General features: G+C 65.1%; 25 protein-coding genes and 1 pseudogene. 8 read left to right on the top strand and 18 right to left on the bottom strand.

Translation table 11 applies throughout. From position 1 onward, the window contains the following. Positions 1-14 precede the first annotated feature (14 nt). The 6 genes from LK03_RS15785 to LK03_RS15760 form a co-directional block, all read right to left on the bottom strand. Positions 15-953 (bottom strand): helix-turn-helix domain-containing protein, encoded by a 939-nt coding sequence (locus tag LK03_RS15785; RefSeq protein WP_038413326.1) that lies wholly within the window; start codon positions 951-953, stop codon positions 15-17. A gap of 255 nt (positions 954-1,208) precedes the next feature. Next, complete coding sequence (locus LK03_RS15780; RefSeq protein WP_038413325.1) at positions 1,209-2,696, bottom strand: aldehyde dehydrogenase family protein; 1,488 nt, start codon at positions 2,694-2,696, stop codon at positions 1,209-1,211. A 124-nt stretch (positions 2,697-2,820) separates the two neighbouring features. Next, complete coding sequence (feaR, locus tag LK03_RS15775) at positions 2,821-3,720, bottom strand: transcriptional regulator FeaR (RefSeq protein ID WP_038413324.1); 900 nt, start codon at positions 3,718-3,720, stop codon at positions 2,821-2,823. 119 nt (positions 3,721-3,839) lie between these two features. Next, positions 3,840-5,048 (bottom strand): MFS transporter, encoded by a 1,209-nt coding sequence (locus LK03_RS15770; RefSeq protein ID WP_038413323.1) that lies wholly within the window; start codon positions 5,046-5,048, stop codon positions 3,840-3,842. Positions 5,049-5,252: 204 nt separating this feature from the next. Next, the gene (locus LK03_RS15765) at positions 5,253-5,768 is read right to left on the bottom strand and encodes a nuclear transport factor 2 family protein (RefSeq protein WP_038413322.1); all 516 of its coding nucleotides are present in this window, start codon (positions 5,766-5,768) and stop codon (positions 5,253-5,255) included. Then, positions 5,765-6,901: an amidase gene (locus LK03_RS15760; protein WP_038413321.1), complete on the bottom strand. Its 1,137-nt coding sequence runs from the start codon at positions 6,899-6,901 to the stop codon at positions 5,765-5,767. Before LK03_RS15760 ends, LK03_RS15765 begins: the two co-directional genes overlap by 4 nt. Before the next feature lie 206 nt (positions 6,902-7,107). Here LK03_RS15760 and LK03_RS15755 point away from each other — a divergent pair, with 206 nt between their 5' ends. Further along, a complete protein-coding gene (locus tag LK03_RS15755) occupies positions 7,108-7,587 on the top strand; it encodes a MarR family winged helix-turn-helix transcriptional regulator (RefSeq protein ID WP_038413320.1) in 480 nt (159 codons plus the stop codon). A gap of 11 nt (positions 7,588-7,598) precedes the next feature. On the opposite strand, the gene LK03_RS15750 is transcribed toward LK03_RS15755, so the two are convergent. The 7 genes from LK03_RS15750 to iacA all read right to left on the bottom strand — a co-directional run bounded on the left by LK03_RS15750 (position 7,599) and on the right by iacA (position 13,243). Further along, positions 7,599-8,096 carry a flavin reductase gene (locus LK03_RS15750; protein ID WP_038413319.1) on the bottom strand — a complete coding sequence of 166 codons (498 nt, stop codon included), beginning with the start codon at positions 8,094-8,096 and terminating at the stop codon, positions 7,599-7,601. A gap of 11 nt (positions 8,097-8,107) precedes the next feature. Further along, positions 8,108-9,067 (bottom strand): PDR/VanB family oxidoreductase, encoded by a 960-nt coding sequence (locus LK03_RS15745; RefSeq protein ID WP_038413318.1) that lies wholly within the window; start codon positions 9,065-9,067, stop codon positions 8,108-8,110. Between the two features lie 51 nt (positions 9,068-9,118). Beyond that, entirely contained in the window at positions 9,119-9,859 is a 741-nt protein-coding gene (locus tag LK03_RS15740) for an SDR family NAD(P)-dependent oxidoreductase (RefSeq protein WP_038413317.1), read from the bottom strand. Between the two features lie 10 nt (positions 9,860-9,869). Then, entirely contained in the window at positions 9,870-10,346 is a 477-nt protein-coding gene (locus LK03_RS15735; RefSeq protein WP_038413315.1) for an aromatic-ring-hydroxylating dioxygenase subunit beta, read from the bottom strand. Next, the gene (locus tag LK03_RS15730; protein WP_038413314.1) at positions 10,346-11,629 is read right to left on the bottom strand and encodes an aromatic ring-hydroxylating oxygenase subunit alpha; all 1,284 of its coding nucleotides are present in this window, start codon (positions 11,627-11,629) and stop codon (positions 10,346-10,348) included. The genes LK03_RS15735 and LK03_RS15730 overlap by 1 nt, the downstream gene beginning before the upstream one ends. A 64-nt stretch (positions 11,630-11,693) precedes the next feature. Beyond that, entirely contained in the window at positions 11,694-12,056 is a 363-nt protein-coding gene (locus tag LK03_RS15725) for a hypothetical protein (protein ID WP_038413313.1), read from the bottom strand. A gap of 17 nt (positions 12,057-12,073) precedes the next feature. Further along, entirely contained in the window at positions 12,074-13,243 is a 1,170-nt protein-coding gene (gene iacA, locus LK03_RS15720; RefSeq protein ID WP_038413312.1) for an indole-3-acetate monooxygenase, read from the bottom strand. 580 nt (positions 13,244-13,823) lie between these two features. On the opposite strand from iacA, the gene LK03_RS15715 reads away from it, so the two are divergent. Beyond that, a complete protein-coding gene (locus tag LK03_RS15715) occupies positions 13,824-14,750 on the top strand; it encodes a LysR family transcriptional regulator (RefSeq protein WP_028696529.1) in 927 nt (308 codons plus the stop codon). 3 nt (positions 14,751-14,753) lie between these two features. Here LK03_RS15715 and LK03_RS15710 read toward each other — a convergent pair whose 3' ends face one another. Next, positions 14,754-15,953: a multidrug effflux MFS transporter gene (locus LK03_RS15710; RefSeq protein ID WP_038413311.1), complete on the bottom strand. Its 1,200-nt coding sequence runs from the start codon at positions 15,951-15,953 to the stop codon at positions 14,754-14,756. Between the two features lie 477 nt (positions 15,954-16,430). Between LK03_RS15710 and LK03_RS15705 the strand changes: the two genes are divergently transcribed. The 6 genes from LK03_RS15705 (at position 16,431) to LK03_RS15680 (ending at position 22,636) form a co-directional block, all read left to right on the top strand. After that, the gene (locus tag LK03_RS15705; RefSeq protein WP_038413309.1) at positions 16,431-17,714 is read left to right on the top strand and encodes an aromatic ring-hydroxylating oxygenase subunit alpha; all 1,284 of its coding nucleotides are present in this window, start codon (positions 16,431-16,433) and stop codon (positions 17,712-17,714) included. Next, a complete protein-coding gene (locus LK03_RS15700; protein ID WP_038413307.1) occupies positions 17,714-18,190 on the top strand; it encodes an aromatic-ring-hydroxylating dioxygenase subunit beta in 477 nt (158 codons plus the stop codon). Before LK03_RS15705 ends, LK03_RS15700 begins: the two co-directional genes overlap by 1 nt. A 10-nt stretch (positions 18,191-18,200) precedes the next feature. Then, complete coding sequence (locus LK03_RS15695) at positions 18,201-19,160, top strand: PDR/VanB family oxidoreductase (RefSeq protein ID WP_038413305.1); 960 nt, start codon at positions 18,201-18,203, stop codon at positions 19,158-19,160. 109 nt (positions 19,161-19,269) lie between these two features. After that, positions 19,270-20,514, top strand: coding sequence for an OprD family porin (locus LK03_RS15690; protein ID WP_038413303.1), 1,245 nt, complete (start codon positions 19,270-19,272; stop codon positions 20,512-20,514). Positions 20,515-20,532: 18 nt separating this feature from the next. Next, entirely contained in the window at positions 20,533-21,834 is a 1,302-nt protein-coding gene (locus LK03_RS15685; protein ID WP_038413301.1) for an MFS transporter, read from the top strand. A 175-nt stretch (positions 21,835-22,009) separates the two neighbouring features. Then, complete coding sequence (locus LK03_RS15680; RefSeq protein ID WP_038413300.1) at positions 22,010-22,636, top strand: NIPSNAP family protein; 627 nt, start codon at positions 22,010-22,012, stop codon at positions 22,634-22,636. A 13-nt stretch (positions 22,637-22,649) separates the two neighbouring features. Here the strand turns inward: LK03_RS15680 and LK03_RS15675 are convergent, their stop codons facing one another. The 4 genes and pseudogenes from LK03_RS15675 to LK03_RS15660 form a co-directional block, all read right to left on the bottom strand. Beyond that, complete coding sequence (locus LK03_RS15675; protein WP_038413298.1) at positions 22,650-23,225, bottom strand: PIN domain-containing protein; 576 nt, start codon at positions 23,223-23,225, stop codon at positions 22,650-22,652. After that, the gene (locus tag LK03_RS15670; RefSeq protein WP_038413297.1) at positions 23,225-23,689 is read right to left on the bottom strand and encodes a helix-turn-helix domain-containing protein; all 465 of its coding nucleotides are present in this window, start codon (positions 23,687-23,689) and stop codon (positions 23,225-23,227) included. The genes LK03_RS15675 and LK03_RS15670 overlap by 1 nt, the downstream gene beginning before the upstream one ends. A gap of 294 nt (positions 23,690-23,983) precedes the next feature. Continuing rightward, positions 23,984-24,739 (bottom strand): annotated as a pseudogene (locus tag LK03_RS15665) (3-hydroxyacyl-CoA dehydrogenase NAD-binding domain-containing protein); the annotation flags it as partial. 38 nt (positions 24,740-24,777) lie between these two features. Further along, positions 24,778-25,884 carry an NAD/NADP octopine/nopaline dehydrogenase family protein gene (locus tag LK03_RS15660; RefSeq protein WP_038413296.1) on the bottom strand — a complete coding sequence of 369 codons (1,107 nt, stop codon included), beginning with the start codon at positions 25,882-25,884 and terminating at the stop codon, positions 24,778-24,780. Positions 25,885-25,887 lie beyond the last annotated feature (3 nt).

Here is a 25,887-nt window from a genome sequence, read left to right as displayed (position 1 = left end):
GAGCGTTCCTCGAATCAGTGCGCCCCAGCCGCCGCGCCAAGGGTGTGCGATGGCCGCTCACCGAACAGGCGCTTGTACTGCACGGCGAAATGGCTGAGGTGGGTGAAACCCAGGTCGTTGGCGACCCGCGAGACACTGGTGTCTGGCGCTGGCTGGTCGCGCAGGCGGCGCCGCGCTTCGTTCAGGCGCACGGCTCGCAGGTATTCGACCGGGCGCATGCCGGTGGCATCGTGAAAGGCGCTTTGCAGGGTGCGGCGGCTGACCTTCAATTGCTCGCACAGCTCAAGAATGCCCAGCGGCTCATCGGCCTGGGCCATCACCAGTTCCTGGCAGCGACGTACCAGGTACGCACCTACCGCCTTGTTGCCACTGCGCCGGCGGCTGATGTCGTCGGCCTGCCCCAGCACATCGAGCAAGGCCTCCAGCACCTGCTGCTCGACCCAGCGCTCGTCGAGCGCGTGGTCGTGCACCTCGAGCAGTCGCTGCAAGCGCTGGGTCGCCTGCTGCAACTGCGCGGCAGGCACTTGCAGCCGGGTGCTGTGGCCCAGGCGGTGCAACTGCTCGTCGCTCAGTTCGAAGGCAGCCACGCGGGCAAAGCGCGCCAGGTCGACGGTGATCGCCAGCAGGCGCATGCCCGCCTCGGCCTGGACGAAAAACGTCTCGCCGCCGCGCAGCAACGCCACCTGTTCGCTGCCCAGGTTCTGCCCCTGGAACATGCCGCTGCGCGCCTGCCCCAGCGGGATGGCCAGGCACAAACGGCCCTCTGGCGCTTTGCCGCGCTGTACCACGCGGGTGTCGAGGGTTTCCTGAAAGAGCTGGAAGCGCTCACCGGTCACGTGCCGCAGGAAAGTGTGCGGGTGTCCTTCGCTCAATTGATCGTAGGTCTGCTGCCAGCCGACGATGGCGCCGGCGTGCAGGTGGACATCATCGAAATGGGCGCTTGAACAGTGCATGGTAAGGTACTCGATTATTAGAATTTTCCACTGAATCAAAAGCCATATTCGTGCCACATCGGCGCACCCTCGCCGATAATGGCCACTTGCCTCTAGCCACCCTCGTGCTAGAGCCTCTGCCGGGGAAAGATCGATCATGGTGAGTGCGCGTGGTCCGCTTAGCGTAGAACGCTGCAGGGATATGGCTGCCACTTTTTGGTGACAGCAACGGCGCACTGTTCCCGAATGCCCCGTTGCCGTGCGCTGGCCGCCACCTCAGAAGCGCATCATCACCGACTTGAGCTCAGTGTAATCGTCGATGAACGCGCTACCGAACTCGCGCCCTACCCCCGACCCCTTGACCCCGCCGAACGGCACCGCCGGGTCGAGGAAGGTGTGCATGTTGATCCACACGGTTCCTGCTTCGATGCGCGGAATCAGGCGCATGGCCTTGCTCAGGTCGTTGGTCCAGACGCTGGCGCCGAGGCCGAACGGCGAATCGTTCATCAGCCTGACCAGCTCTTCTTCATCGTCGAACGGCTGCACGCAGACGATCGGGCCAAAGGTTTCTTCGCGCATGAACGGGTCATCCGCGCCCTGAGCCAGCAGCAAGGTGGGCTCGACGAAGTAGCCCGGCCCCGGCAGCGCGTTGCCGCCGCACATGACCTGTCCACGGGACCTGGCCTGGTCGAGCAAGGCGACGATCTTGCGGTGATGGGTCTGGTTGGCCAGCGGGCCGAACTGGGCGGCCTCATCCATCGCATGCCCCACCTGCATCTGCCCCAGGCGTTCGGCCAGACCCGCGCAGATCGCCTCGACCTTGCTGCGGTGGATGTACAACCGCTCAGGCGCCGCGCAGACCTGGCCCTGGTGCACGTAGGCGGTCTGCACGATGCCCTGCACCGCCGCCTCGACGTCCACATCGGCGAGAAACGCCGCCGGGTTCTTGCCGCCCAGCTCGAGGGTGACGCGGGTCAGGTTGGCGTCGAACGCCGCCTTGCCCACGGCCACTCCGGTGGGCACGGAACCGGTGAACGAGACCTTGGCCACCTGCGGATGGGCGATCAACTGTTGCCCCACCGCGCCGCGACCATTGACCACGTTCAGCGTGCCGGGCGGGATACCCGCGTCGACCGCCAGTTGCGCCAGGCGCAGCAACGACAGCGGGGTGAACTCGCTGGGCTTAATCACCACGCTGCAGCCGCAGGTCAGCGCCGAGCCGATTTTCCAGATGCCGATCATCAGCGAGAAATTCCACGGCGTGATGCCGGCCACCACCCCGACCGCTTCGCGGCGGGTGAAGGCGGCATACTGCTCGCCGTGCAACGAAGGCAGCGAAGGGGTCATGGTCTGCCCGGTGATCTTGCTCGCCCAGCCGGCGAAGTAACGCAGGAAGGCCACGCTCTGCGGCACTTCCAGTTGCCGGGTCAGGTGAATCGACTTGCCCGAGCTGAGCGATTCGAGCTGCGCCAGCTCTTCGCCGTTGGCCTCGATCAGATCGGCCAGGCGGTTGAGCAGCACGCCGCGCTGGTAAGGCGTGGTGCTGCCCCAGGCGTGCTCGAAGGCCCGGCGTGCCGACACCACGGCCTGCGCGACCAGCGCCGGGCTGGCTTCACGCAGCTCGGTCAGCGGCTTGCCGCTGGACGGGTCGACCACCGCCAGCGAAGGTTGCTCGGCTTCAATGACGGACTGGCCGTCGACGAAGCTGCCCAAGGGGCCACGCAGAAAAGTGTCGACACTGGCTAACACGGGTACTTGGCTCATAGCGGTCCTGTGCGGGGAGACGGTCTGGCCCCGGATGAGCGGCCAGAGTAGGCAGCTCACCGCGACGCGTCTTGTCTACCCATGCCAGCGCCTTGTATGCCCCTGACACCCTGCGCGGCATCGCTCAGTGGCTGCCTGCGCGGTAGTCGCGCGGGGTTACGCCCATCTGCTTCTTGAAGGTCTTGGAGAAGTGCGCCGAGTCGGCAAAGCCCCAGGCGGCGCCGATGTCGGTGATCGAGCGGTGCATGCAGGCCGGGTTGCGCAGGTCTTGCGCGGCCCTGCGCAGACGCTCGCGCAGGATGTAGCGGCAGACGCTGTCGCCACGCGCTTCGAACAGCCGGTACAGCTGCCGGCTGGAGATGCCCAGCTCGTCGGCCAGCGACGCCGGGCTCAGGCGCAGGGAGTCGAGGCGCTGCTGAATCAACGCCTGCACTTCGTGCAAATGCAGGCTGGCAGCAGGGTCGCTGGCGCGGTACTGCAACACCGAACCGAGCAAGGCCAGCAAGGCGTCCTGCAAGCCCGCACCGTCTTCGTTGCAGGCCCATTGACCCAGCTCACCGCCGGCCACCTGGCGCACCAGCGTGCTGAGCAACTGGCCGCAGGCACCGGTGCTGGAGAGCTTGCCGAACTGCTCGGGGCCAATGCCGGCCAGGCGCGCCTTGGGCAAATGAATCGACACATGGCCGAACAGCCCCTTGGGCATCATCTTCAGCGACGTGGCGCAGTCGAGCAGCGCCAGGTCACCCTCGCGCAGCTGCACCACGCGGTCGCCGAGTTCGATGTCCATCTCGCCGTGCTGCTGTAACACAAGGAAACAGTACGGATCAGGCTCGGCTCCGGCCGCGTGTCGCGACTTGGCGATCACGCTGGCGTTGCTGCGGATATACGCTACCTCAGTGCTGCCCAGCATGACTTTGTGCAACTCACCGATGAACAGGCTCTGGCAGTGGTCATAGCGGGTTTCGAAGCGTCCGCAGACGCTGTGCACGCGCTCGTTCCAGATGTTCAACGGTGCAGCATTCATGTCTCACCTCCGCCGATACACGCCCCATATTAGTGCGCTTTTCACGTGATTTTGGGTAACAAATACCCGACGCAAGAAGGGCCAAGCATGGAGCGGGCCAACTGGCCTGGGCAGTGCCGTCACAGCCGCGACAGCACCGCACCCTCACCCGGTTGCTCGCGGCGCAGGATGTGCTGTGAGCGCAGCACTGCGGCGCCGTAGGCGGCCAGCGCGACCACCGAGCAGGCCGCCGAGAACATCAACGCTGCCGAATAGCCATAGCGCTCGATCAGCAGGCCGCTGATGGCCGGGCCGAACGCTGCGCCGGCCGACAGGCACAGGGCGCCCAAGGCAACGAGTTTTCCCGAGACATCGAACTCGGCCATGATGCCGAAGGTGTAGGCCAGCACGAAGCTGATGGAGAACAGGAACAGCACCGCGCCGATCACGTAACTGGTCAGCGAGGCGAACTGGCCGAGCATCACCAGGCCCACGCATTCGGCCAGAATGATGGCTGCCACCGGCAGGAAGCGACCGGCCTTCAGGCCAATCGATGAGGCGATGAAACCGCCGCCAGCATTGATGATGAAGCCCACCGCCAGCACCGTGCCGATGGTGTCGGAGGCGAGGCCGGTCTTCTTGCCGATCAGTTCCAGAAACGCCCAGACCGCCATGATCCCGGTGAGGAACACCAGACTCGAGAGCAGGCTCAACCAGACGATCGGCCGGCGCAGCGCATACGCCTCGGCGGAAAACCCTGCGGCCTGCACCGGTCGTTCGCTGCGCACCGGCACCCAGGCCAGCGGCACGATACCCATCAGCAGCATCGACAGAGCGATGGTCACCAGCATGCCGTGAAAGCCCCACACCGGCATCACCGCCACCGGCAGCAGCACCAGCAGCAAGGCTCCCGGCACGGTTTCGATACCCAGTTTGAAGCCGAAGGCCCGCTCTGGCTGCGAACTGTCACCGAAGATGGTCATGGCCAGCGCATACAGCGCGCCGGTGCCCGCCCCCGCCAACGCCATGACCAGAAACAGTGCTTCGAACGAGGGTTCGAGCACCACGTACAGCACCATGGCGATCACCAGCAGCGATGACAACGCCGAGATCACCCGCCAGCTCACTCGTCGCACCCACAGCAACGAGGCCAAGCCCAGCAGGCCGAAGCCCAGGTTCATGGCCAGCGCCAGGTTGCCGAGCTGGTTCTCCCCGAGGGCGAACTTCTCCGCCAGGGCGCCGAACAGCAGCGGCAACACGTTCAACAACAGCGCACCCGCGCCGGACACCAGCCCAGCGGCGATGTACACCGAGACCTTGTCAATCGGATTAGCCTTGATCGAGCTCATACGTGAATCCTGCTTTTATTATCGTGGTTGGTTCACACGCAACGGCGCCGCCCTCATCGGGCGGCCACACCGCATCCAGGCAATGGCCACGCCAGGCGTGGCCATCATCACGGCATCAGTGTGCGGGGATCACCCGGCGCGGTCATGTTCGACCTTGCCGGGGATTTGGTCAGGCCTGCCAGGCGACAGGCGTACGGCAAGCGCTCAGCGCTGGCCAGGCACCGGCAGCGGCGCGCTGTCATCCCAGGCCCGGGTCGGGCGGCTGAACAGGTTTTCGGTCTGGAAATGCGCGATGCGCCATTGCCCGTCTTCGACCGCAAAGCGCACGCTCAAGCGCGCAGCGTTAAGGTGCGACGCGCCATCGGCGAAGCTGCTGGTCTGCAGCATCACCCAACTGCCCTGCCCCTGCTGGCTGTCGACCTCGATCACTTCGCTGGTGAGGAAATGCACGTTGAGGGCGAAGTGCGCCGGGGTCTTCATGTAGGTGGCGAACATGGCGCGGATCGCCTCGCGGCCCTGATAGCCGCCAAAACTCGACGCATAGCGCGCGCCCTTGCCTTCCCAGCGGGCATCAGCGGTGAACAACCCGGCCAGTTCGTCCAGCGGGGTGTCGGCATCCAATGCATCGCACAGCGTCATGTAGCGGTTGATGCACACGCGAATCGCCTGCTGGTCTTCCAACACTTGCAGGCGTGCCTTGAGGCTGGCGAGCTCGCTCATGCCGATTCTCCTGGACGCTCGGCGCCACACAGGTTGAGCAACAACCGCTCGGCGACGGCCAGCAGCTGCGCGTCGGCACCCTTGGCGGCGATCAGTTGCAGCCCCACCGGCAGCCCGCTGGCGCTGCCCAGCGGCACGCTCAGGGCCGGGTGGCCCGAGAGATTGAACGGCCGCACCAGCGAGGTCATGCCTAGCACGGCGCGGGTGTCGGCGGCATCGACAACACGCAGGGGAAAGTCGGGCATGGTCGGCAGAGCCAGCACGTCGAAGCGGCTCAGGGCCTGATCGACCTGGGCGGTGAAGCGCTGGCGCACCTGCTCGGCTTCGGCCAGCGCCTGATCGCTGGTTTGCCCGGCAGCAGCCAGACGCCCGGCGATGTCGGCACCGACACCGTCACCGGCCAGCAGGTGGCCGCAGGCGTCGAACGTTTCGCGGTTGATCAACACCATGCCAGCCGCGTAGGCAGGCACGAAGTCGTCCAGCTCCACTTCACCCAGGCTCAGGCCACTGGCCCCGAGCGCCGCCTGCACGGTGTCGGCCACCGCCGCTTCGGCAGGCACCGTGACCACGCCGATGCTCACGGCATCCGGCACGGGCGCCGGCTGGAAGGTCGGGTCGATCATGCCCATCGCGCGAATCAGCATCGGCAGGCTGGCAGCCAGCGGGCCGACGCAATCAAGGCTGCTTTGCGCCGGCATCACCCCGACGCGGCTGATCCGGCCAAAACTGGGCTTGAAGCCAAACACCCCGCAGCAGCAGGCCGGGATGCGAATCGAGCCGCCGGTGTCGGTGCCCAGGCTGAAGTCCACCAGCCCGGCGGCCACGGCCGCGGCCGAGCCGCTCGACGAGCCCCCCGGAATGCGCTCGGGGTATCGCGGGTTGCGCGGCGTTCCGGTGTAGTGGTTGATGCCGGTGGTGCCGAAGGCCAGCTCGTGCAGGCCGACCTTGGCGGTCAGGCGCGCCCCGGCGGCCAGCAGGTGTTCCACCACCTCGGCATGCCGCTCGGCCGGCGCCGCATCACGCAAAGCGCGGCTGGAGGCCTGGGTCGGTGTGCCGGCGACGTCGATGGTGTCTTTCAATGCGACGCGTGGGCCGTCGCCGCCCAAGGCCAGCGACTGGATGATGATTGTCATTGTTGTAATCCTTCTGTGGCTCGCGAAGCGCTGTTGCAGCGCCGCACCAAGGTTGTACCAGATACGTGAATTGTCAATTGAATAGTCCTGCGACCTTCCACCACGCGGACGCGTCATCACAGGCCTGACAGCGTAACCAGGCGGTGCTCGAACGGCGCGAAACGTCTATCATGTCGCCACTCTTTCCGCACATGTGTATAGCCCCCATGACCACCCGCAAGAGCAAGAGCCCCAGCCACCACGACCCGGCCAGCGAAGACTTCCGCAAAGAGGACTTCCCCTTCTACTGGCTGGCCCGGGCGCACGGTCGCTACACCCAGAACATGGAGCGCCTGCTGAAGAAGGTCGACCTCGACGTGCCGCGCTGGCGGGTGCTGTGGATCCTCAACGAGAACGGCGAGTCGAGCATTTCGGAAATCTCCACCCACGCCATCGCCAAGCTCTCGACCATCACCAAGATCGTCTACCGCATGAAAGACGACGGCTTGGTCGACACCGCGCAAAGCGCCGAGGATGGCCGGGTTACCCAAGTGCGTATCACCGACACCGGCCTGCAGGCCATCGCACGCATGCAGGAGGTGACCCACGAGTTATTCCAGCGCAGCTTCAAGGGCCTCACCGAAGCCCAGGTGCAGCGGCTCAACCGCATGCTCGAAACCGTCTTCCATAACCTCGAAACGCTCTGAATCGGGCCTGCTCAGCAGGCCTTGGAGGTCTCGCAAACGCGGTGGTAGGCGCGGTTGAAATACACCAGGCCATCGTCGGCGCCGCCCTGGCGGATGTCCTGGATTTCGCAGTAGAAGATGCTGTGCGAACCCACTTCATGCACCTGAACGATGCGGCAGTCGAAGTTCACCAGGGCGTCGAGCATCACCGGCGCGCCACTTTCCAGCACCGTCCAGTCAGCGCTGGCGAAGCGTTCGTCCATGCTCAGGGTGCGGTTGGCGAATGCCCCGGACAGCTCCTGGTGGGTGCCGGCCAGCACGTTCACACACAAGGCGCCATTGGCCTTGAACTGGGCGTTGGAATGCGAGGCGCGGTTCATGCACACCAGCAAGGTGGGCGGTGAGTCGGTGACGCTGCACACTGCCGAGGCAGTGAAGCCGAAGCGCCCGGCCTCGCCATCGGTGGTAATCACGGAAACGGCGCCACCGAGCATGGCCATTGCATTGCGAAAGCGAGTGGTGTCGACCATGGTCGTTCTCCTCAAATATCCAGCACGAGCTTGTTGGATTTGGCCCGCGAGCAACACACCAGAATCTGGTCGTTGGCGGCTTTTTCGTCTTCGGTCAGGTACACGTCGCGGTGGTCGGGTTCGCCTTCGAGCACCTCGCACAGGCAGGTGCCACACACTCCCTGCTCGCAAGAGATTTCGATCTTGATGCCGACCCCGGCCAGGGCGTCGAGAATGCTCTGGCCTTCGGCGACGTGGACGGTCTTGTTGCTGCGCGCGGCGACCACCTCGAAACCGGCGCCGCTGCTGTCGACCTCCACCTGGAAATACTCCTTGTGGATGTGGTCTTCGGCATACCCCTGCTGGCGTGCGCCCTCGATCACCCAGTCCATGAAGCCGGACGGCCCGCAGGTGTACATATGCGTGCCCGGCGCGGCGTGGCCGAACACCTTGGCCAGGTCCAGGCGCTGTTCCAGCCCTTCATCGTCGAAATGGGTGAACACCCGGCTGGCGAACGGCGCCTGGGCCAGCTCGGCGAGAAAGGCACTGCGCGAGCGCGAGCGGCCGCAGTAGTGCAGCTCGAACGCGGCGCCCTGCTGATGCAGCACGTAGGCCATGGCGATCATCGGGGTGATGCCGATACCACCGCCCAGCAGCACGCTGCGCTGCGCATCGGCGGCCAGCGGAAACAGATTGCGCGGCGCGCTGATCTGCACTTCACGGCCTTCCAGCAAAGCCTCGTGCACGGCCTGGGAACCGCCACGCGAGGCCGGGTCCTTGAGCACGCCAAGGCGGTAGCAGCGCACATCGTTGGGGTCGCTGCACAGCGAATACTGGCGCACCAGGCCGGGTGCTACGTGGATATCCACGTGGGCGCCGGCATCGAAGCGCGGCAGGGGCGCGCCATCGGCGCTTTCCAGGTCGAGCACGACGACATCGACCCCCTGGATGTCGCGCTTGCGCACGACGACGTTCAACAGTTGTTCATTCATGGCGGGTGTCCCGTAAATCTTCAAGGCGCCGAGGCAACCGGCGCACGGTGGTCAACGCATGAACAGCCCGCCGTTCACGTCCCAGGTCGCCCCGGTGGTGAAGTAGGCTTCAGGCCGCGCCAGTTGCACGATCAGGTCGCCAAGGAAATCGGCGTCGCCCAGGCGTTGCACGGGGATGTTGCCGAGCAGCCCGGCCATGCGCTCGGCTGGCACCGCGGCATGCACCGCCGGCGAGTCGATCGGGCCCGGGGCGATGGCATTGACCGTGACCCCGCGGCTGGCCAGCTCCTTGGCAAAGACCTTGGTCAGGGTGACGATGGCGCCTTTGCTCGCCGCGTAGTGGGCGCCGGTGGCGGTGCCGCCGTTCTGCCCGGCCAGCGAGGCCATGTTGATGATGCGCCCGTAGCCGGCCTCGGCCAGATACGCACCGAACACCTGGCAACCGAGGAACACGCTGCGCAGGTTGAGGCCGACCACGGCGTCGAATTCTTCCGGACTGATCTGCATCAGCGGCGTGGTCTTGGTCACGGCGGCGTTGTTGACCACCACGTGCAAAGCGCCGAAGCGCTCCAGCACCTGGGCCAGCGCGGCTTCAAAATCAGCCTTGCTGGCGACATCGAGCTTTACCGCCAGGGTATTGCCGCCCTGCCCTTGCAGTTGCGCGGCAGCCGCTTGCGCAGCGTCGAGGTCGCGGTCGCTGACCACCACGTCGAAGCCTGCCGCCAGCAGCCGGGCGCAGAAGCGCAGGCCCAGACCCTGGGCAGCGCCGGTCACCAGTGCAATCTGTTTCATCTCGGCGTCCTCAGAGGATGTAGCCGATACCCGCCAGGGCATCGTCACTGTTGATCAGGCTGATGACCTTGCGCTGAATCTTCAGCCCGCTTTCGCTGCGCAGCAGCGTGTAGGTCAGGTCGGCGCTGTAATGCTTGAGGCTTTCCTTGCGGAACTCGCGCACGTTCTGCGCGCAGCGCACGGTGAGGGTCTGGCCGTCTTCGCCGAGAATGCGAAAGCGCGACAGCGTGCGCACGGTGCGCGGCTGCGGGCTGGTGGAAATCGACTCGCCGCCGATCAGCCGCTGCACGCGCAGCTCGCGCATGTGGTGGTCGTCGTAGGCGTAGTTGAGGGTGTTCTCGTAGTCGGTTTCCTTGGGGTTGATGGGGATGATGTACGTCCCTTTCTCAGCCCACAGGTTGAGCCATTCGGTGTATTCACCGTGGTCGAGCATGTCGCCTTCCTGCCAGATGAAGGCGGTCACTTCGTTAAGCAGTTGCAGGTTCATCATTGCGCCTCCACCGACATCATCTTCTTCCACTGCTGGTACGCCGCGCGCATGCCGGTCTCGGCGCTCACATCCGAAATGCGCCCATCGGCGCTGGCACGTTCCCCGGGCAGGCCGCGGTTGAGCATGATCCACAGCTCGTCACCGGCACTGGCGCCTTTTTGCACCCGTTCCCAGGCCTCGGAGTCATCCGGGGTGCCAAAGCCCATCGGGCCCTGGAAGTGCTCGTGCAAACGCAGGCGGTAGCGGTTGGCCGCCGCCGGGCCGCCGTCCATGGTGATCACCGAGTGGTGGATTTCCGTTTCGGTCACCGACAGCGGTTGCAGCACGCGGAAGAACGCCATCGAGCAGGCGACGTTGGGGAACAGGTTGAGGTTGAAACCGGTGCCGCCGACCGCACGGACGATGCGCCGGACTTGCTGCTCGTCGATGCCTTCCTCGCGCAACTCGCCGGCCAGCGCCTCGAAGCGCTCCGGGATCGGCTTGTCGAGGTCGGCTTCAAGGTCCACCAGGTCGGGAATCATCACCATCACGCTGTGGCCATTGCCCAGGTCTTCGACGTAGCCGGGGCCTTTGACGAAGTCGAACAGCGCCAGGGTCTGTTCATCGACCGATGACAGAAAACTCTTGTGCACCAGCGGGAAGTGGTAGGCGTCGGTGGTGTTTTCCAGCTGGATTTTCCAGTTGCCGGGGAAGCGGAAGCGGTGCTCGCCGGGCACCTTGATGCCGTAGCCGGCGCCCTGTTTCATGAACAGGTCCATCCATTTTTTCGCCGGGCCGAGGAAGTCCACCAGCGGCTCGATGTCGTCCTTGAAGGTGGCGAAGATCATCCCGGCATACGATTCGACCCGCAGGCTGACCAGCGGCAGCTCGGATTTATCCAGGCAATCACCATAGCTTTCCGGGTGCGGGATACCGCGCAGCGAGCCGTCCAGGGCATAGCCCCAGCCGTGGTAGGGGCAGACGAAGCTATTGGTCTTGCCCTTCTTGTGCTCGCACACCGTCGCGCCACGGTGGCGGCAGCGGTTGAGCAGCACGTGGACGTCTTTCTTGCGGTCGCGCACGACGATCACCGGCTGCTTGCCGATGTAGGTGGTCTTGTAGCTGCCGGACTCTGGGATTTCGCTCTCGTGGGCGACCCAGATCCAGGTGCTGGAGAAGATCTTGTCCAGCTCGGCGTCGAACAGCGCTGGGTCGGTGTAGAGGGAGGTGTGCACGCGGTCGGCCTGCACCAGATCGGCGGGGTCGACGGACAGGTTGACAGCAGGAATCAGGTTACTCACGGGGTGCTCCTTGCCAGCTACGCAGGCTGGCAGTGATCGGTCTCGATGGCGAAGGCAGCGCGGCTCAACTGCGCTGGATGATCAGTTCGCGGCCCATCCGCGCCTCGATCTTCACGTAGCGCCACAGCTTGTACGGCCCCTCGCCCACTGCCGTGGTGCGCAGCAGGTTGCAGGCCGCGTGGACGGTCTCGACATCGGGCACATCGGCCAGCAGGTAAGTGGTCCAGGGGAAGCCATCGGAGGGGCCGACCATGCTCTGATCGTCATCCATGTTGCCCAGCACCTTGACCCCGGCCAGGTCATGGATGCCGTTCCACATCGCGCTGAAGGCGGCCCACACTTGTAGCTGTTCATCCCGTGCGGCATCGAAGAAGTTCTGGTTGATGCCCATGCAGAACAGCACGCGCAAGGTCTTTTTATCGCTCATGAGTAATACCCCGAAAGTTACAGATAGCCTGGAAGAGGCGCTTTGCCGAAGAACATCGCTCCGGCGTTCTGGTAAGTGACGTCGCCCATGAAGGCATGCTGGGTGACCACCTGGGCATCGTTGACGCAGCGCGCCAGCGGGCTGTCGTTGTAGATGCCGGTCATGCCCGAAAGCATCTGCGCACTGCGCGCGACCTCGGCCGCCACCCGGGTGGCGTGGGTCGACGACAGGCGCAGCAGGTTGACCGCCTCGGGCGGCACCGGATCACCCGCCAGCACGTGCTGCCAGGCAGCGTCGATGGATTCGTAGAAGAACGCCCGTGCCGAGCGTAGTGCGGCTTCGGCGCGGGCCACGTCGACCTGGGCCAGGGGCCGCTCGGCCAATGCCGGGGCGCCGGTCACCGAAATCCGCCCGCTGGCCATGCCGGCCAGCTCGTCGAGCGCAGCGCGGGCCACGCCCAGGCCCACCACCGACAGGACTTGGGTGGCGAACGACAGCGACGGGTAACGGAAGAACGGCTCGTCGAGGTTGGGCTTGCCGCCGCGCACGAAGGTCCATTCCTCACCGACCACCACGTTCTCGACCACCAGGTCGTGGCTGCCAGTGCCGAGCAGGCCGACGGTGTCCCAGGTCGCCTCGATGCGCGCGCTGCGCTGCGGCAGCACCGCCAGGCGCGGCAGGTCGAGCTTGTCGCCGTTGCGCGGGGCGATGCCGACACCGACGATGTCGGCGCCCATCGAGCCACTGGAGTATTTCCAGCGGCCATTGACCCTGAAGCCGCCGGTCACCACCTCAGCCGGTTGCGGCGGGAAGATGCCGCCAGCGAACACCGTGTCAGGGTTGGCGTTGTACAGCGCGGTGATGGTCTCGAGCGGCAAGGCCGCCAAGTACACCGGGCTCATGCCGAAGCTTGCCACCCAGCCGGCAGAGCCATCGGCATGGGACACGCGCTCGACCATCTGGCAGAACTCGCCGGGCGAGCACTCCAGCCCACCAAAGCGTTTCGGCACCAGAGCGCGGTACACGCCGTGGGCCTTGAAGGCGTCGATCACGTCAGCCGAGATATGCCGCTGGCGGTCGAACTCACCGCTGCGCGCCCGTTGGCGCAGGGTGTCGAGCAGCGTGTCGAAGGCCGGGCCGGAGGCGAGCGCAGCACTGGAGGCTGCGCGCAGGCAATGCGAATCCATGGAGTTTCTCCGTATCAGGACGGTAGGCATCTAGGCAGAGGGACTAGGCAGGTTGCCTGGGGCAGCCGGCAGCCGTGAACGGCGGGTGTGCGAAGGCGTGGCGCCCCGAATACGGGCGCCCGCCACCGGGGAGGTGAGCAAGGTCAGGCGGCATGGTCTGTCTCTCTTGTTTTGGTTGCCGATGGCTGGAATGTGCGAGCATTTACGTGAATTGTCAATTGAATATTCACGCGTATAGGGTGGTGGTCGTATGGATGGAAAACACCGCAAAGCCTTGCCGATAATTGATCTAGATCATTGTTTTTAAAGGTTTTATATCAATATGCCGAGCTTGAAAAAGCCATTTTCATCAAGCAAATCGCTCTAAAAAATCGCTTCAGCCATATCAAAATATTGTCAAAAAAATTGCTGCGCGCGACTCATGCACACAGTTTCAAGCGCCCATTGTCGCGTCCGGGAAAGCGCGACATACTCCGGCAACTAATGGATTTTTCACGTGATAGGGATTGTTGGCAGGCCCCTTGCGGCGCTGTCAGTGGCAGGGACCGCCGATTCCACAGCGCCGCGCACGAGGTCTCGTATGGCTACGCCTGCTCACCGTCCCATCACCTTGCAGGACCATCGCCTGCACTACCTGCACCTGAGCCACGAACACGGCTCGATGCGTGCGGCTGCGGAAATGCTGGGGGTGGCCACCTCATCGGTGAGCCGACAGATCGCCCGCCTCGAGCAGGAACTGGACATCGCCCTGGTCGAGCAAGGCACCCACCGCATTCGTCTGACCGCCGCCGGCCAGGCGGCAGTGGCCTACTACGCAAGACGCCTGCACGAACACACCGCATTGCTGGAGACCCTCGACAGTCTGCGCAGCCAGCAGGCCGCGACCACGGTCATGGCCATCGGCGAAGGCTTGCTCGGGGCGCGGGCGATCCATTCCCTGCAGGCGTTTCTGCGCGAGCACGGCGCGCATCAGGCCGAGATCATCAGCGCGCCCTCGCTCGAGGTGCAGCGCATGGTCTCGGCCGACGAGGCGCACCTGGGCGTGGTCTTCTCGCCCAGCGCGACCGGACGGCTGACGCGCCTGTTCAGCCTGGCGCAACCGTTGCGCCTGATCGTGCACCGCAGTCATCCGCTGGCAGCGCGCAGCATGGTCACCCTCGAGGAGCTGGCGCAGACCTCGCTGGCCCTGCCCGGCCCGCGCTTTCGCGTGCGCGAACTGGTCGATGGCGCCTGCCGTGGGCGCGACTTCGAGATCACCCCGAGCCTGACTTCCAACTCGCTGGTGGTACTGCTCGACTATGTGCGCTCAGGGCTGGGCGCCACCTTGCTGGCCGAGCTGCCGATCAGCGACGAGCTCAAGGGCGGCACGCTGCGCGCCATCGCCATCGACTGCCCGGCCATGCAGGCCACCGACATTCAGATCGTCGCGCGCCGCGGGCGTGTGCTGGAGGCGCTCGACCGCGCCTTGGCCCAGGAGATGGCCAAGGCCATGCGCCTGGCCCTGTGAGCGTCAGCGACTGACCAGCCTGGCCCGTCGCCGCCAGGCCAGCACCAGGCCATAGCAGGCAGCGCTGCCGACCCCGGCACAGACCATCACCAGCGCCAGGCGGCCTGGGTCGTTGCCCACCACCCGTGCAGTGATGCCACTGCACAGCGACGCCAGGGCGAACTGCGCGGAAATCGCCAATCCCGCCGCCGCCCCCGAGCGATTGGGGAACAGCGCCATTAGGCAGGCGATGCTGTTGGCGCCGAGCAAGCCGGTGGCGCCGATGTACAGCATCACGCACAGCACCAGTTGCACCAGGCCGACCGACTCGGCCAGCGCGGCGTGCAACAGCCCGGCGCAGGCGAGCAAGGTCAGCAGCACGCCGATGCCGATCATTCGCTGCGGCCCATGGCGCCTGACCAGACGCGCATTGATCAGGGTCAGGCCGATGATCGAGACGAAGTTCAGCGCCATCAGCCAGGCGTACTGCCCGGGCGACAGGCCAAAGTGCTCGGCATAGACGAATGGCGAGCCGGTCATGAAGCCGAACATGCCGCCCAGCGCCAGGCCCATGCAGCCCATGTAGGCCAGCGCCAACGGCGCGCGCAGCACGCCCAGGTAGGCCAGAAACGCCGAGCCCAGCGAGGCGCTGCGCCGGCTCGGCGGCAGGCTTTCCTGCAAGCGCCAGGCGGTGCTGGCCATAACCACCGCGACGAACAGCCCAAGCGCGACGAAGATGCTGCGCCAACCGGTCAGGGCCAGCAGCGCACTGCCGACGATCGGCGACAGCAGCGTGGCGATCATGGTCACCAGGTGCATGAGGGTCAGTACCCGCGCCGCCTCGGTGAGGGCAAAGCGGTCACTGACCACCGCGCGCCCCAGCACCGACGCCGCCGCCCCGCCCAGGGCCTGGAAGAAGCGCGCCAGCACCAGCTGATCGATGTCGCTGGCGAAGATGCACGCCAGGGTCGCCACCAGGTACACCGCGCCACCTGCCAGCAGCAATGGGCGCCTGCCAAAGCGGTCGGCCAGCGGGCCATAGCAGAGCATGCCCAGGCACAGACCCAGCAAAAAGGTGCCGACGGTCGATTGCACGCTACTGCTGCTGGCCTGCAGATCGGCGGCGATGGCCGGCATGGCCGGCAGGTTGATATCGATCGACAGCGGCACGATGGCGGTCAGCGAGGCCAGCAGCAGGACGGTGCCGACAGGGGTTCGGGACATGGGCGCTTCACAGGTTGAGGCCAGCCACGACAAGGCGCCTGGCCGGGGTGGGCAAGGCTGGAAGAGTGGGAAATATTACGTGAAATGTCAATAAATAAGCGGAGCCGTTCACGGGTAAGCCGCGGCGGCGGATCGTCCGCGCCCACAGCGAACCCATACGTTCACGTCGGACGTTGCACAAAACGCAACATACTTGCCCAGCGCTGTCATTGAGTGGCCTTGCCCGGCGTTTTAGCGTGTAGCCCATAAAGCCACCGGCACACCGGGGCGCAAAAAAACAAAAGAGGCATCGCCATGACCGTGCGCACACTCCCCGCTTCGCAGCCCCCGTCCGTTGGCAGACCACGCCTTGTGTGGTCATTGCCGCAGCTCGACTAGTTCCTTCCGCCAACACCCGCCAGCCCCTGCTCCAGCCGCTCCCAGAGGCGGCGGAACGCCGCTGGACGACTCACCTACGTGAACCTGCAGAGGTGCCCGATGAACCACCTGATTCCTGCTGTCAACCTGTCCGTCGACCCCGCCGATCTGGTGCAGGCCGACCGCGTGCACACCTCCCTCTACACCGACCCGGCGCTGTTCGACGCCGAGCTGGAAAGGATCTTCTCCAGCACCTGGATCTGGGTCGCCCATGAAAGAGAAATCCCCGACTCCGGCAGCTACAAGACCACCTACATCGGCAAGCAGCCGGTGATCGTCGTGCGCGACCGCAAGAAAGACGTCCACGTGCTGCTCAACCGCTGCCGCCACCGCGGCGCCACCGTGTGCGAGCACAAGAAGGGCAAGACCAATAGCTTCGTCTGCCCCTACCACGGCTGGGGCTATGCCCTGGACGGCTCGCTGCGCGGTATCCCGCACCCGGAAAGCTACGGCGACTGCCTGGATAAATCCGAGCTGCCGCTGGTCAGCCTGCGGGTCGAGTCGTATGCCGGGATGATCTTCGCCACTTTCAAGGACGACATCGAGCCACTGGTGGACTTCCTCGGCCCAGCCAAGAAGTGGATGGACCTGTTCATGAAACAGGGCGCCGGCTACGGCATCAAGGTGCCCGGCGAGCACCGCTTCCGCTTCCCTGGCAACTGGAAAATCCAGCTGGAAAACACCACCGACGCCTACCACTTCCCGCTGGTGCACAAGAGTTTTCTGTCATCGGTCGATGAACAGACCCTGGCGCTGTTCGACTTCGTCAAAGGCCCCGGCTACGTCGAGGACCTGGGCAATGGCCACAGCGTGATGGTGATGATTCCCGACCTGGTGGACCTTGAAGCCGACCTCGACAAGCCGATCCCGGAGCGCTTCGAGGCGCTGGCCGGCGAGTTGCGCGAGGAAGGCATCGACGAGCAGCAAGTCCGGCGCATCGTCCGTGCGGTCGGCGGCACCGGTTTCAACCTCAACCTGTTCCCCAACGTCGCCTGCTCGATGGCGTTCTTCCGCGTGCTGCAACCGCTGTCGGTGACCGAGACGGAAATCCACCACTCGGTGATCACCATGGACGGCGGCCCGGCGGCGGCCAACCGCTACCGCCTGCGTTTGCACGAGCACTTCCAGGGCCCGATGGGCTTTGGCACCCCGGATGACTCCGAGGCCTGGGAACGGGTGCAGAAAGGCGCCAGTGCCGGTGACGAGCTGTGGATCATGCTCAACCGCGGCCTGCCCGGTGAACGTGACAGCGCCGATGGACGCATTTCGGATGTGAGCGCCGAGACCGGCATGCGCGCGGCGTACCAGCAGTGGAAGAAGATGATGTCGGTGGAGGCGCAATGATGAACCTGCAACTGCTCAACGAAGTGACCGCCTTCATCTGGCAGGAAGGCGACATGCTCGACCACGGTGAATACACCGAATGGCTCAACCTGTGGGCCGAGAAAGGCACCTACATCATCCCCATCAACCCCAAGGAAACCGACTACGAGAACACCCTCAACTACGCCTACGACGACCATCACATGCGCGAGCTGCGCGTGCAGCGGCTGATCGGCGGCGAGTCGATTTCCACCAGCCCGCAGCCGCGCACCGTGCGCACGCTGTCGCGCTTTCGCATCCTCGGTGAAGACGGCCAGCAGCTCACCGTGCGCTGCGCGCAGAACGTGCGCGAGTTCCGCAAGGAAAGCCTCAAGCATTACAGCGCCGACCTGACCTACACGCTGCTGCGCAGCGAAAGCGGGCTGAAGATTCAGCGCAAGGTCATCAGCCTGATCAACAGTGACGATGCCCTGGCGGGTATCGGCTACATCCTCTGAGGAACTGACGATGAACGACGCCTTGCTCGATGTCATCGTCCAGACCCGCGAGGTCCAGGGCGCCGATGTCGCCGTGCTGGAACTGGCGGCGCTCGACGGCCAGGCGCTGCCGCGCTTCGCCGCAGGCGCCCATGTCGATGTGCACCTAGCCCCTGGCGTGGTACGCCAGTACTCGCTGTGCGGCGACCCGGCGCGGGCCAATGTCTACCGGCTTGGCGTCTTGCGTGAGGCGCAATCGCGCGGCGGCTCGGCGGCGGTGCATGTGCAGTTGCAGGCTGGCGCCCTCACGCGCATCAGCGCGCCGCGCAATCTGTTCCCGCTGGTGGCCGACGCGCAGCGCAGCATCCTTCTGGGCGGCGGCATCGGCATCACCCCGCTGATCGCCATGGCCCATACCCTGCACGCCCGCGGCGAGGCCTTCGAGCTGCATTACCGGGCACGCTCGCGCAGCCGCTGCGCGTTCGTCGACGAACTGCTGGCCGCGCCATTCGCCGCCAGCGTGTTCACCCATTTCAGCGACGAGGGCGACGACCAGCGCCTGGACCTGGCCCAAGTGCTGGGCGACCCCGCCCCCGGCACGCACCTGTACACCTGTGGCCCGACCGGGTTCATGGACTGGGTGATTGCCGGCGCCCGCGCGCAGGGTTTCAGCGCCGAGCAGATCCACCACGAATATTTCCAAGTCGAGGTCGACAGCGCTGGGGCGGGCTTTGAGGTGCAGGCCGTGCGCAGCGGCAAGACGCTTCAGGTGGCGCCCGAGCAATCGTTGCTGGCGGCGCTGCGCGAGGCCGGCATCGCCGTGGAGGTGTCGTGCGAGCAAGGCGTGTGCGGCACCTGCCTGTGCGATGTGCTGGAGGGCGAACCCGACCACCGTGACCACTACCTGACCGATGAGGAGAAGCAGAGCAACGAACAGATCGTCGTGTGCTGTTCCCGGGCGCGCAGTGCGCGCCTGGTGCTGGATATCTGAAAACAACAAAAACAATACGTGACGGACAGGCAGGCGCAGACCTGCACGCCTTTGCTGCCGGTGAACCCCTGCCCATGCCCTGTACCGATCACATTTCCAGGACTACCCCATGCAAGCGAAACGGCCGTTACGTGCGAAAACCCTGTGCCTGAGTGTCGGCGCCCTGCTCCCGCTGAGCGCCTGGGCCGATCTGGTGGATGACAGTCACCTGTCGCTCAATTTCAGAAACCTGTACCTGAACCGCAACTTCACCCAGTCCGACGCCCCGGTGTCGAAGGTCGGCAACTGGTCGCAAGGCTTCGACCTGCAATTTGAATCCGGTTACACCGACACGCCGATCGCGCTCGGCCTCGACCTCAATGGTCAGTACGCCCTGCGCCTGGACTCCAGCGGCAATGACGGCTCGCTGCCGTTCAGTCGCTCGCGGCAGAAAGCTGCCGACGACTATGGCCGCGCCGGTGCAACACTGAAACTCAAGTACGCCAAGACCTTGGTGAAGATCGGCGACCAGAAGCCCAACTACCCGGTCGCCTCCAACGACCCCAGCCGCCAGCTCGACACGATCTACCAGGGCGCGGTGATCGAATCGCGCGACATCGACCGGTTGACCCTGGTCGGCGGGCGCTTCTGGTCGATCGTCACCCGCGAGTCATCGAACCACGAGCGGCTGTACCGCTTCGGCACCAGCGACCGCCAGGACAGCGATGGCCTGGACTTCGTCGGCGCCACCTACGCGCTGACCCCAGGCCTGCAAGCCAGCTACTTCCATGGCGTGCTCAACGACATCTATCGCCAGGACTACGGCGGCCTCAAGCACAGCCTGACCTTCGCCGACGACTACCTGCTGAAAACCGACGTGGGCTACTTCAACAACCGCGAGGACGGCGCCGCACGCGGCGGCGCGGTGGACAACCGTGCCTACTACGGCCTGGTCACCCTGGAAAACAACGGCCATATGGTCGGCGCCAGCTACCAGCGCATGACCGGCGACACGGTGTTCCCGACCATCAACGGCTACGTGCCGCAGTTCTACCTGCCGAACTGGGCGGGCCTGCCGTTCATTCGCCCGGACGAGCGTAGCTGGTCAGTGCGCTATGGCTACAACTTCGCCGCTGTCGGCATTCCCGGGCTCAAACTGTTCACCCGCTATATCAAAGGCACCGATATCGACCGCGGCGCCGGGCTGTCCCGCGACCAGGAAAACGAGCGCGACATCATGCTCTCGTACGTGGTGCAAAGCGGCCCGTTCAAGGACCTGGGCCTGGAGTTGAAAAACCTGCGCACACAGACGCGCTATGGCAACGACTACGACGAGTACCGGTTCATCACCTCCTACACCTGGAAATTCTGGTAACGGCCGCGGAGCGCAATCATGTCCAATCCACAGACCAACATCAGCACCGATACCGACCCACGCACTCTGCGCCGCATCGTCGTCGCCTCAGCACTGGGCAATGCCCTGGAGTGGTACGACTTCTTCCTGTATGGCACGGCGGCGGCGCTGATCTTCGGCCCGCTGTTCTTCCCCGCCGGCACCGACCCGGTGCTCGGCACCATGGCCGCCTTCGCCGGGTTCGCCGTGGGCTTTCTGGCGCGCCCGCTGGGTGGGCTGATCTTCGGCCACATCGGCGACAAGGCCGGACGCAAGACCGCCCTGGTGATGACCCTGGGCATCATGGGCGCGGCGACTTTCGCCATGGGCCTGTTGCCGACCTTCGAACAGGCCGGCTACCTGGCGCCGATCTGCCTGGTACTGCTGCGTATCCTGCAAGGGGTGGCCTCGGGCGGTGAATGGGGTGGCGGCGTGCTGATGCTCAGCGAAAACGCGCCCAAGGGCCGGGTGGGCTTTTTCGCTGCCTGGAGCCAGTTGGGTGTCTCCGGCGGCTTCGTGCTGTCTGCCGCCGCGTTCTACCTGGTGCAGATGCTGCCCCACGAAGACATGATGAGCTGGGGCTGGCGCATCCCGTTCCTGGCCAGCATCCTGATCTTCGGCGTCGGCGTGTACATTCGCCGGCAGTTGCCGGAGAGCAAGGCCTTCGTCGAGGAACAGGCGCAGCAGGATGCCCCCAGGCACCTGCCGGCCATGCAGGTGCTGCGCGAGCACCCCAAGGCAGTGCTGCAAGCCATGGGCATTCGCATCGCCGAGAACGGCAGTGCCTACCTGTTCCTGGCTTTCACCATCGCCTATGCCAAGTTCACCGGGCTGGACACGCAACTGGTGCTGGCCAGCGTGATGCTGGCGATGATCGTCGAGGCGTTCACCATCGTCTTCTGGGGCTGGCTGTCCGATCGGATTGGCCGGCGCACGGTGTATGCCATCGGTTCGGTGGGGTTGATGTTGCTGGCCTTTCCGTTCTTCTGGATGCTCGATACCCATTCGACCTTCTGGGTGTACCTGGCGGCGCTGCTGGGCATGGCGTTCTGTCATGGCGCGATGATCGGCACCCAGCCGGCGCTGATGGGCGAGCTGTTCCCAGCCAAGGTGCGCTACACCGGCATGGCCATGGGGCATGAAGTGGCCTCGATCTTCTCCGGCGGCCTCGCGCCGCTGGCCGCCACCGCGCTATTCAGCCTGTATCAGGATGCCTGGCCAGTGGCGGTGATGCTGATCGTCATGGGCGCCATCACCACCCTCACCCTGCTGACCATCAAGCCCGGTGAGCACCTGTCCTGATCGACTGTGGGAGCGGCTTTAGCCGCGATGGCCTGCGCAGCAGGCCCAATTCAGACAGCGCGTAGACACCGGGATATTGCGTACCTGGATTGGGGCCGCTTTGCGGCCCATCGCGGCTGACGCCGCTCCTACGGGGACCGCTCGAAACAAATCGCCCATGAAGGAAACCCTGAGCATGTCACACGACTACGAACTGATCCGCTTCACCCTGCGCGTGCGTACCCCGGCGCAAGCCTTGCCCCGGCTGCAACAGGCCCTGGCCGAGGCGCTGGAGGGGGTGGAGCTGGTCGGCTGCTGGCTCTCGGAGATCGGCCCGCAGAACACCGTGGCGCTGCTGCGCCGCTTCGCCAGCCCGGCCATCAAGGCTGCCGAGCGCAGCCGGGTGCTGGAAGCGGCCGACGGCTTCGGCATCGGTGAATGGATTCTCGAACAGCACATCGACGACTACCGTCTGTTCCCCTTCCTCGAACCGCTAGCCCCCGGCGCACACGGCCCGTTCTACGAACTGCGCGAGTACGACCTGGTGCCCTCGGGCCTGGCCCCGACCCTGGCCGGGTGGCGCAAGGCGGTCGGCCCACGCACCGCGCCAGGCTACTCCGCGGTGTTCGCCGCCTTCTACGCCACCAGCGGCCGGGTGCCGCGCTACCTGCACATCTGGCCCTACGCAACCCTGGAACAACGCCTCGAGGTGCGCACCCGCGCCGTCCACGACGGCGTCTGGCCCCCGGAAAACTCCGCGCCGCAATTGCAGAAGATGAATTCGGTGGTGTACCTGCCGGCGGGGTTTTCGCCGTTGCAGTAAGTTGGGCGAGGCTTCAGATCAATAGTTCGTAGTCAGATAGACGTTTCACCAGCTCTGGCAGTTGCTGCTTGAGCAATGTGTCCAGCAACTGCCGCGGCGCGTAAGGGGGGTTCTTCAGCATCGCCCGCTGCCCCCGAGCCGCCTGCAGCACTGCCGCCTGATCGAGATCCCAGATATCGGACAGAAATACATCCGGATGCAGCGCCTCGATTTCGAAACCTCTCAACACCTCTGCGGGGAAGTCTTTCAGGTTGTAGGTCACGATGACCGATGCGTTGCATCTGATCGCAGCCGCCAGCACGTGGCGATCATCCGCGTCTGGCAACTGCAGGCCAGGTATCAGCGACTGATAGTCGCTGACCACAGAATCAGCGATCACATCATTCATGCATTTGACGGTCCAGGCCAGTTGCTCAGGCCTGAGCTCAGGGCGGTTCTTGAGCAGGTTGCGTGTCCATTCGGCGTGGATGTCTTCAGACCAGCGTGCTCGATACACACCGGTCAAGGCCAGGTGCATCAATAGATCACGCAGCGGGGCGGGGTACAGAACACAAGCGTCGTAAACGACGGTGAAGGGCGACTGCCTCATCAGTACCCCAGATCGAGTTCTTGGGCTTGCGCGGCCAGGGCCTGCATGGACGACTGGCTGGCCCTGTCACGCTGGGCTTTGTAGGCCATGAGGTCAGTGAAGCGAACGCGACGGTGGGTGCCGGTCTTGCTGTGAGGTATCACCCCTTCGTCAAGCAGTCTGACCAGATGCGGGCGCGATACGTTGAGCATGTCGGCGCCCTCCTGGGTAGTCAGCTCGGCGTGGATGGGTACGACTTTGACCGTATTGCCCATGGCCAGCTCGCTGAGAATGTCGCCCAGCAGCCTAAGCGCGAAGGTCGGTAGCTCAACGCTGTGACGCTGCTGACACTCGTCAACCAGCTCGATTCGCTGGGTTTCCAAGGTAGTCGAAACGAAGGCAGCAAGCTGGCGGCTCGATTCGACGGCAGCGCCGATGGTTTTTGAATCGGGCAGGACGCTCTGTGAATAATCGGCAGTGTTCATGAGTGATCTCCAACAACGCACCGAGGCAGTGCCTCGCGAATAGATTGCCTCGTTATATTCGAAACAAACGAAACACTCAATAGACGAAACAAACGAAACGTCCCGTCCTGCGTTCATCCAATCCGCGGCAACAACCCACCCTGCTTCAAACGCTCGATGAAGCGCTGCATCCGTTGCGCGCGGTAGGCGCTGATGTCTTGCTCGCGGTAGTCGTAGAAGCCCACGCGATCGCGCAGGCCGTCGCGCTTGTGGGCGGCGTTGCTGAGCACCTGGGGGGGCGGCGGCGAAGCGTTCGCCCAGGTGCTCGGTGAGGTAACGCGAGGCATGCACCAAGGTGTCGTTGCCGCCCCAGTCGATGAACTCCAGCGGGCCCAGCACCGAGAAGCGCAGGCCCAGGCCGGTGCGCACGGCAGTGTCGATGGCCTCGCTACTTGCCACACCTTCGGCGACCATGCGCGCCGCTTCGTTCATCACCAGCGCCTGCAAACGCGGGACGATATACCCCGGCGCGATGGCGCAGCGCACCGGGACCTTGCCCAGCCCTTGCAGCAGTTGCTCGAAGCGCTGCAACAGCGCCAGGTCGACCTGCGGGTCGTGGCTGATTTCCACCAGCGGCATGAGGTGCGCCGGATTGAGCCAGTGGGCGTTGAGCAGCCGCTGTGGCGCATTGACCACGGGCATCAGTTCGCTGAGCAGAAAGGTCGAGGTCGTCGAGGCGATGATCGCCTCAGCGGGGGCATGTTGGCTGATCCAGCCCAGCGCCTGGCGTTTGACTTCGATGATTTCCGGCACCGCCTCGAACACCACGCTGCTGGCCGCCAGGGCTGCGCCGCTGTGCTGGCAGGCGACCTGCTCGATGCGCTCGAGCACCGCCCGAGACTGCTCGGCATCCAGCAACTGTGCAGCCTCAAGACAATCCAGTTGCTCGGCCAGACTGCTGCGCGCCTGTTGCCACAACGCCGCTTGGGCCTGCGCTTCGCGGGGTTTGAGGTCGAGCAACGCCACCGCGTGCCCGGCCAGGGCGAAGGCCAGGGCAATGCCCTCGCCCATGCGCCCGGCGCCGGCGACGGCAATCACCGCTGCGCGGCTCACCGCCGTGGCCCCTGGATCAGCAGCGCCTGCATCTGCTCGCGGTCGAGCGCGTCCAGACCGAGACGTTCCAAGGTGCGGCCCTGGGCGTAGAGATCGTTGCCGGTGACGGCACTGGCCAGTGCCAGCAAGCCTGAGGCCAGCGGCGTCGGCAGGCCGATCCAGCGCCCGAGCGAGACCAGCAGCGACAGCCCCAGGCGGGTGTCTTCGAGCATGTAGCGGTGGCTGTGCAGGTCGATCTTCTCACGCCAATCACCGCTGTCGGTCAGCTTGCCGTGGGCGCCATGGCCGTACATCCACGGCTCGCCCTGCTCGCTGTAGTGGTCGGCCAGGGGGAAATGCGGCGCGCCGTAGCCCAGCGCCTCGCGCAGCGCCATGCGTTCGGCATCCAGGGCGCTGGTGACACGGCGGATCGCCGGCTGCGTGCCTTCGTGGTGAATGTCCCAGGCCTCGAAGTGTTCGAGCGGCCCGGCATTCATCAGGATCAGCGGCGGGTGGATGATCGGCCCTGCGTTCATCAGCGCAGCGCTCAAGGCATCTGCGCAAGGCTCGACGCTGGGATACGCCTGCTTGAGCACCTCCATCGCCTGCGGCGCCAGCCTGGCCGGCAGCACGCCCGTTGGCAGGCGTGTGGCGTAGGCGCTGATCACCAGTTGATTGACGCCGTGCTTGCGCACCAGGTACGGCAAGGTGCCGGTCTCGGCAAAGGCCACCTCGGCCGGATTGGCGCTGTCGCGCAGGGCTTTGGCGAACAGGTAACTGCCGAAGGTGCCAGGCGGCAGGAACACCACCTGGCCGTCTTCCAGCAGGGGCGCAAGCTGAGCCGCCAGCGCCTCATGACTGGTCGCCGGCAGCGGTATCAGGATCAACTCGGCGCCGCGCAGCGCCTGGCCCAGCTCGTGGTGCAACTGCACCTGGGCGTCCTCGCCGCCGACGCTGACCTGGCGGCTGCCGCGGTAATCGCTCACCTCCAGGTGGCCGCAAGCGGCCAGCGCCTGCAACGCGGCGGCGTCGCGGCGCCATAAACGGGTGGTGTGGCCGCGTTCGGCCATCTCTACGGCGGCGGCATAGCAGCCATGGCCACCGCCCAGCACTGTCACGATCATCGG

The organism is Pseudomonas cremoricolorata (assembly GCF_000759535.1).
Lineage (GTDB): Bacteria > Pseudomonadota > Gammaproteobacteria > Pseudomonadales > Pseudomonadaceae > Aquipseudomonas > Aquipseudomonas cremoricolorata_A.
The sequence above is the reverse complement of the archived record's forward strand: the minus strand, read 5'-3'. Positions and strand labels throughout refer to the sequence as shown.

Bases quoted from the DNA above. Each gene is read 5' to 3' on its own strand.
- LK03_RS15705 (WP_038413309.1), top strand. From the start codon at position 16,431: ATGAACCACCTGATTCCTGCTGTCAACCTGTCCGTCGACCCCGCCGAT.
- LK03_RS15680 (WP_038413300.1), top strand. From the start codon at position 22,010: ATGTCACACGACTACGAACTGATCCGCTTCACCCTGCGCGTGCGTACC.
- LK03_RS15760 (WP_038413321.1), bottom strand. From the start codon at position 6,901: ATGACAATCATCATCCAGTCGCTGGCCTTGGGCGGCGACGGCCCACGC.
- LK03_RS15695 (WP_038413305.1), top strand. From the start codon at position 18,201: ATGAACGACGCCTTGCTCGATGTCATCGTCCAGACCCGCGAGGTCCAG.
- LK03_RS15690 (WP_038413303.1), top strand. From the start codon at position 19,270: ATGCAAGCGAAACGGCCGTTACGTGCGAAAACCCTGTGCCTGAGTGTC.
- LK03_RS15675 (WP_038413298.1), bottom strand. From the start codon at position 23,225: ATGAGGCAGTCGCCCTTCACCGTCGTTTACGACGCTTGTGTTCTGTAC.
- iacA (WP_038413312.1), bottom strand. From the start codon at position 13,243: ATGGATTCGCATTGCCTGCGCGCAGCCTCCAGTGCTGCGCTCGCCTCC.
- LK03_RS15765 (WP_038413322.1), bottom strand. From the start codon at position 5,768: ATGAGCGAGCTCGCCAGCCTCAAGGCACGCCTGCAAGTGTTGGAAGAC.
- LK03_RS15710 (WP_038413311.1), bottom strand. From the start codon at position 15,953: ATGTCCCGAACCCCTGTCGGCACCGTCCTGCTGCTGGCCTCGCTGACC.
- LK03_RS15740 (WP_038413317.1), bottom strand. From the start codon at position 9,859: ATGAAACAGATTGCACTGGTGACCGGCGCTGCCCAGGGTCTGGGCCTG.
- LK03_RS15780 (WP_038413325.1), bottom strand. From the start codon at position 2,696: ATGAGCCAAGTACCCGTGTTAGCCAGTGTCGACACTTTTCTGCGTGGC.
- LK03_RS15670 (WP_038413297.1), bottom strand. From the start codon at position 23,689: ATGAACACTGCCGATTATTCACAGAGCGTCCTGCCCGATTCAAAAACC.
- LK03_RS15725 (WP_038413313.1), bottom strand. From the start codon at position 12,056: ATGAGCGATAAAAAGACCTTGCGCGTGCTGTTCTGCATGGGCATCAAC.
- LK03_RS15785 (WP_038413326.1), bottom strand. From the start codon at position 953: ATGCACTGTTCAAGCGCCCATTTCGATGATGTCCACCTGCACGCCGGC.
- LK03_RS15770 (WP_038413323.1), bottom strand. From the start codon at position 5,048: ATGAGCTCGATCAAGGCTAATCCGATTGACAAGGTCTCGGTGTACATC.
- LK03_RS15715 (WP_028696529.1), top strand. From the start codon at position 13,824: ATGGCTACGCCTGCTCACCGTCCCATCACCTTGCAGGACCATCGCCTG.
- LK03_RS15685 (WP_038413301.1), top strand. From the start codon at position 20,533: ATGTCCAATCCACAGACCAACATCAGCACCGATACCGACCCACGCACT.
- LK03_RS15735 (WP_038413315.1), bottom strand. From the start codon at position 10,346: ATGAACCTGCAACTGCTTAACGAAGTGACCGCCTTCATCTGGCAGGAA.
- LK03_RS15660 (WP_038413296.1), bottom strand. From the start codon at position 25,884: ATGATCGTGACAGTGCTGGGCGGTGGCCATGGCTGCTATGCCGCCGCC.
- LK03_RS15750 (WP_038413319.1), bottom strand. From the start codon at position 8,096: ATGGTCGACACCACTCGCTTTCGCAATGCAATGGCCATGCTCGGTGGC.
- LK03_RS15700 (WP_038413307.1), top strand. From the start codon at position 17,714: ATGAACCTGCAACTGCTCAACGAAGTGACCGCCTTCATCTGGCAGGAA.
- LK03_RS15745 (WP_038413318.1), bottom strand. From the start codon at position 9,067: ATGAATGAACAACTGTTGAACGTCGTCGTGCGCAAGCGCGACATCCAG.
- LK03_RS15755 (WP_038413320.1), top strand. From the start codon at position 7,108: ATGACCACCCGCAAGAGCAAGAGCCCCAGCCACCACGACCCGGCCAGC.
- feaR (WP_038413324.1), bottom strand. From the start codon at position 3,720: ATGAATGCTGCACCGTTGAACATCTGGAACGAGCGCGTGCACAGCGTC.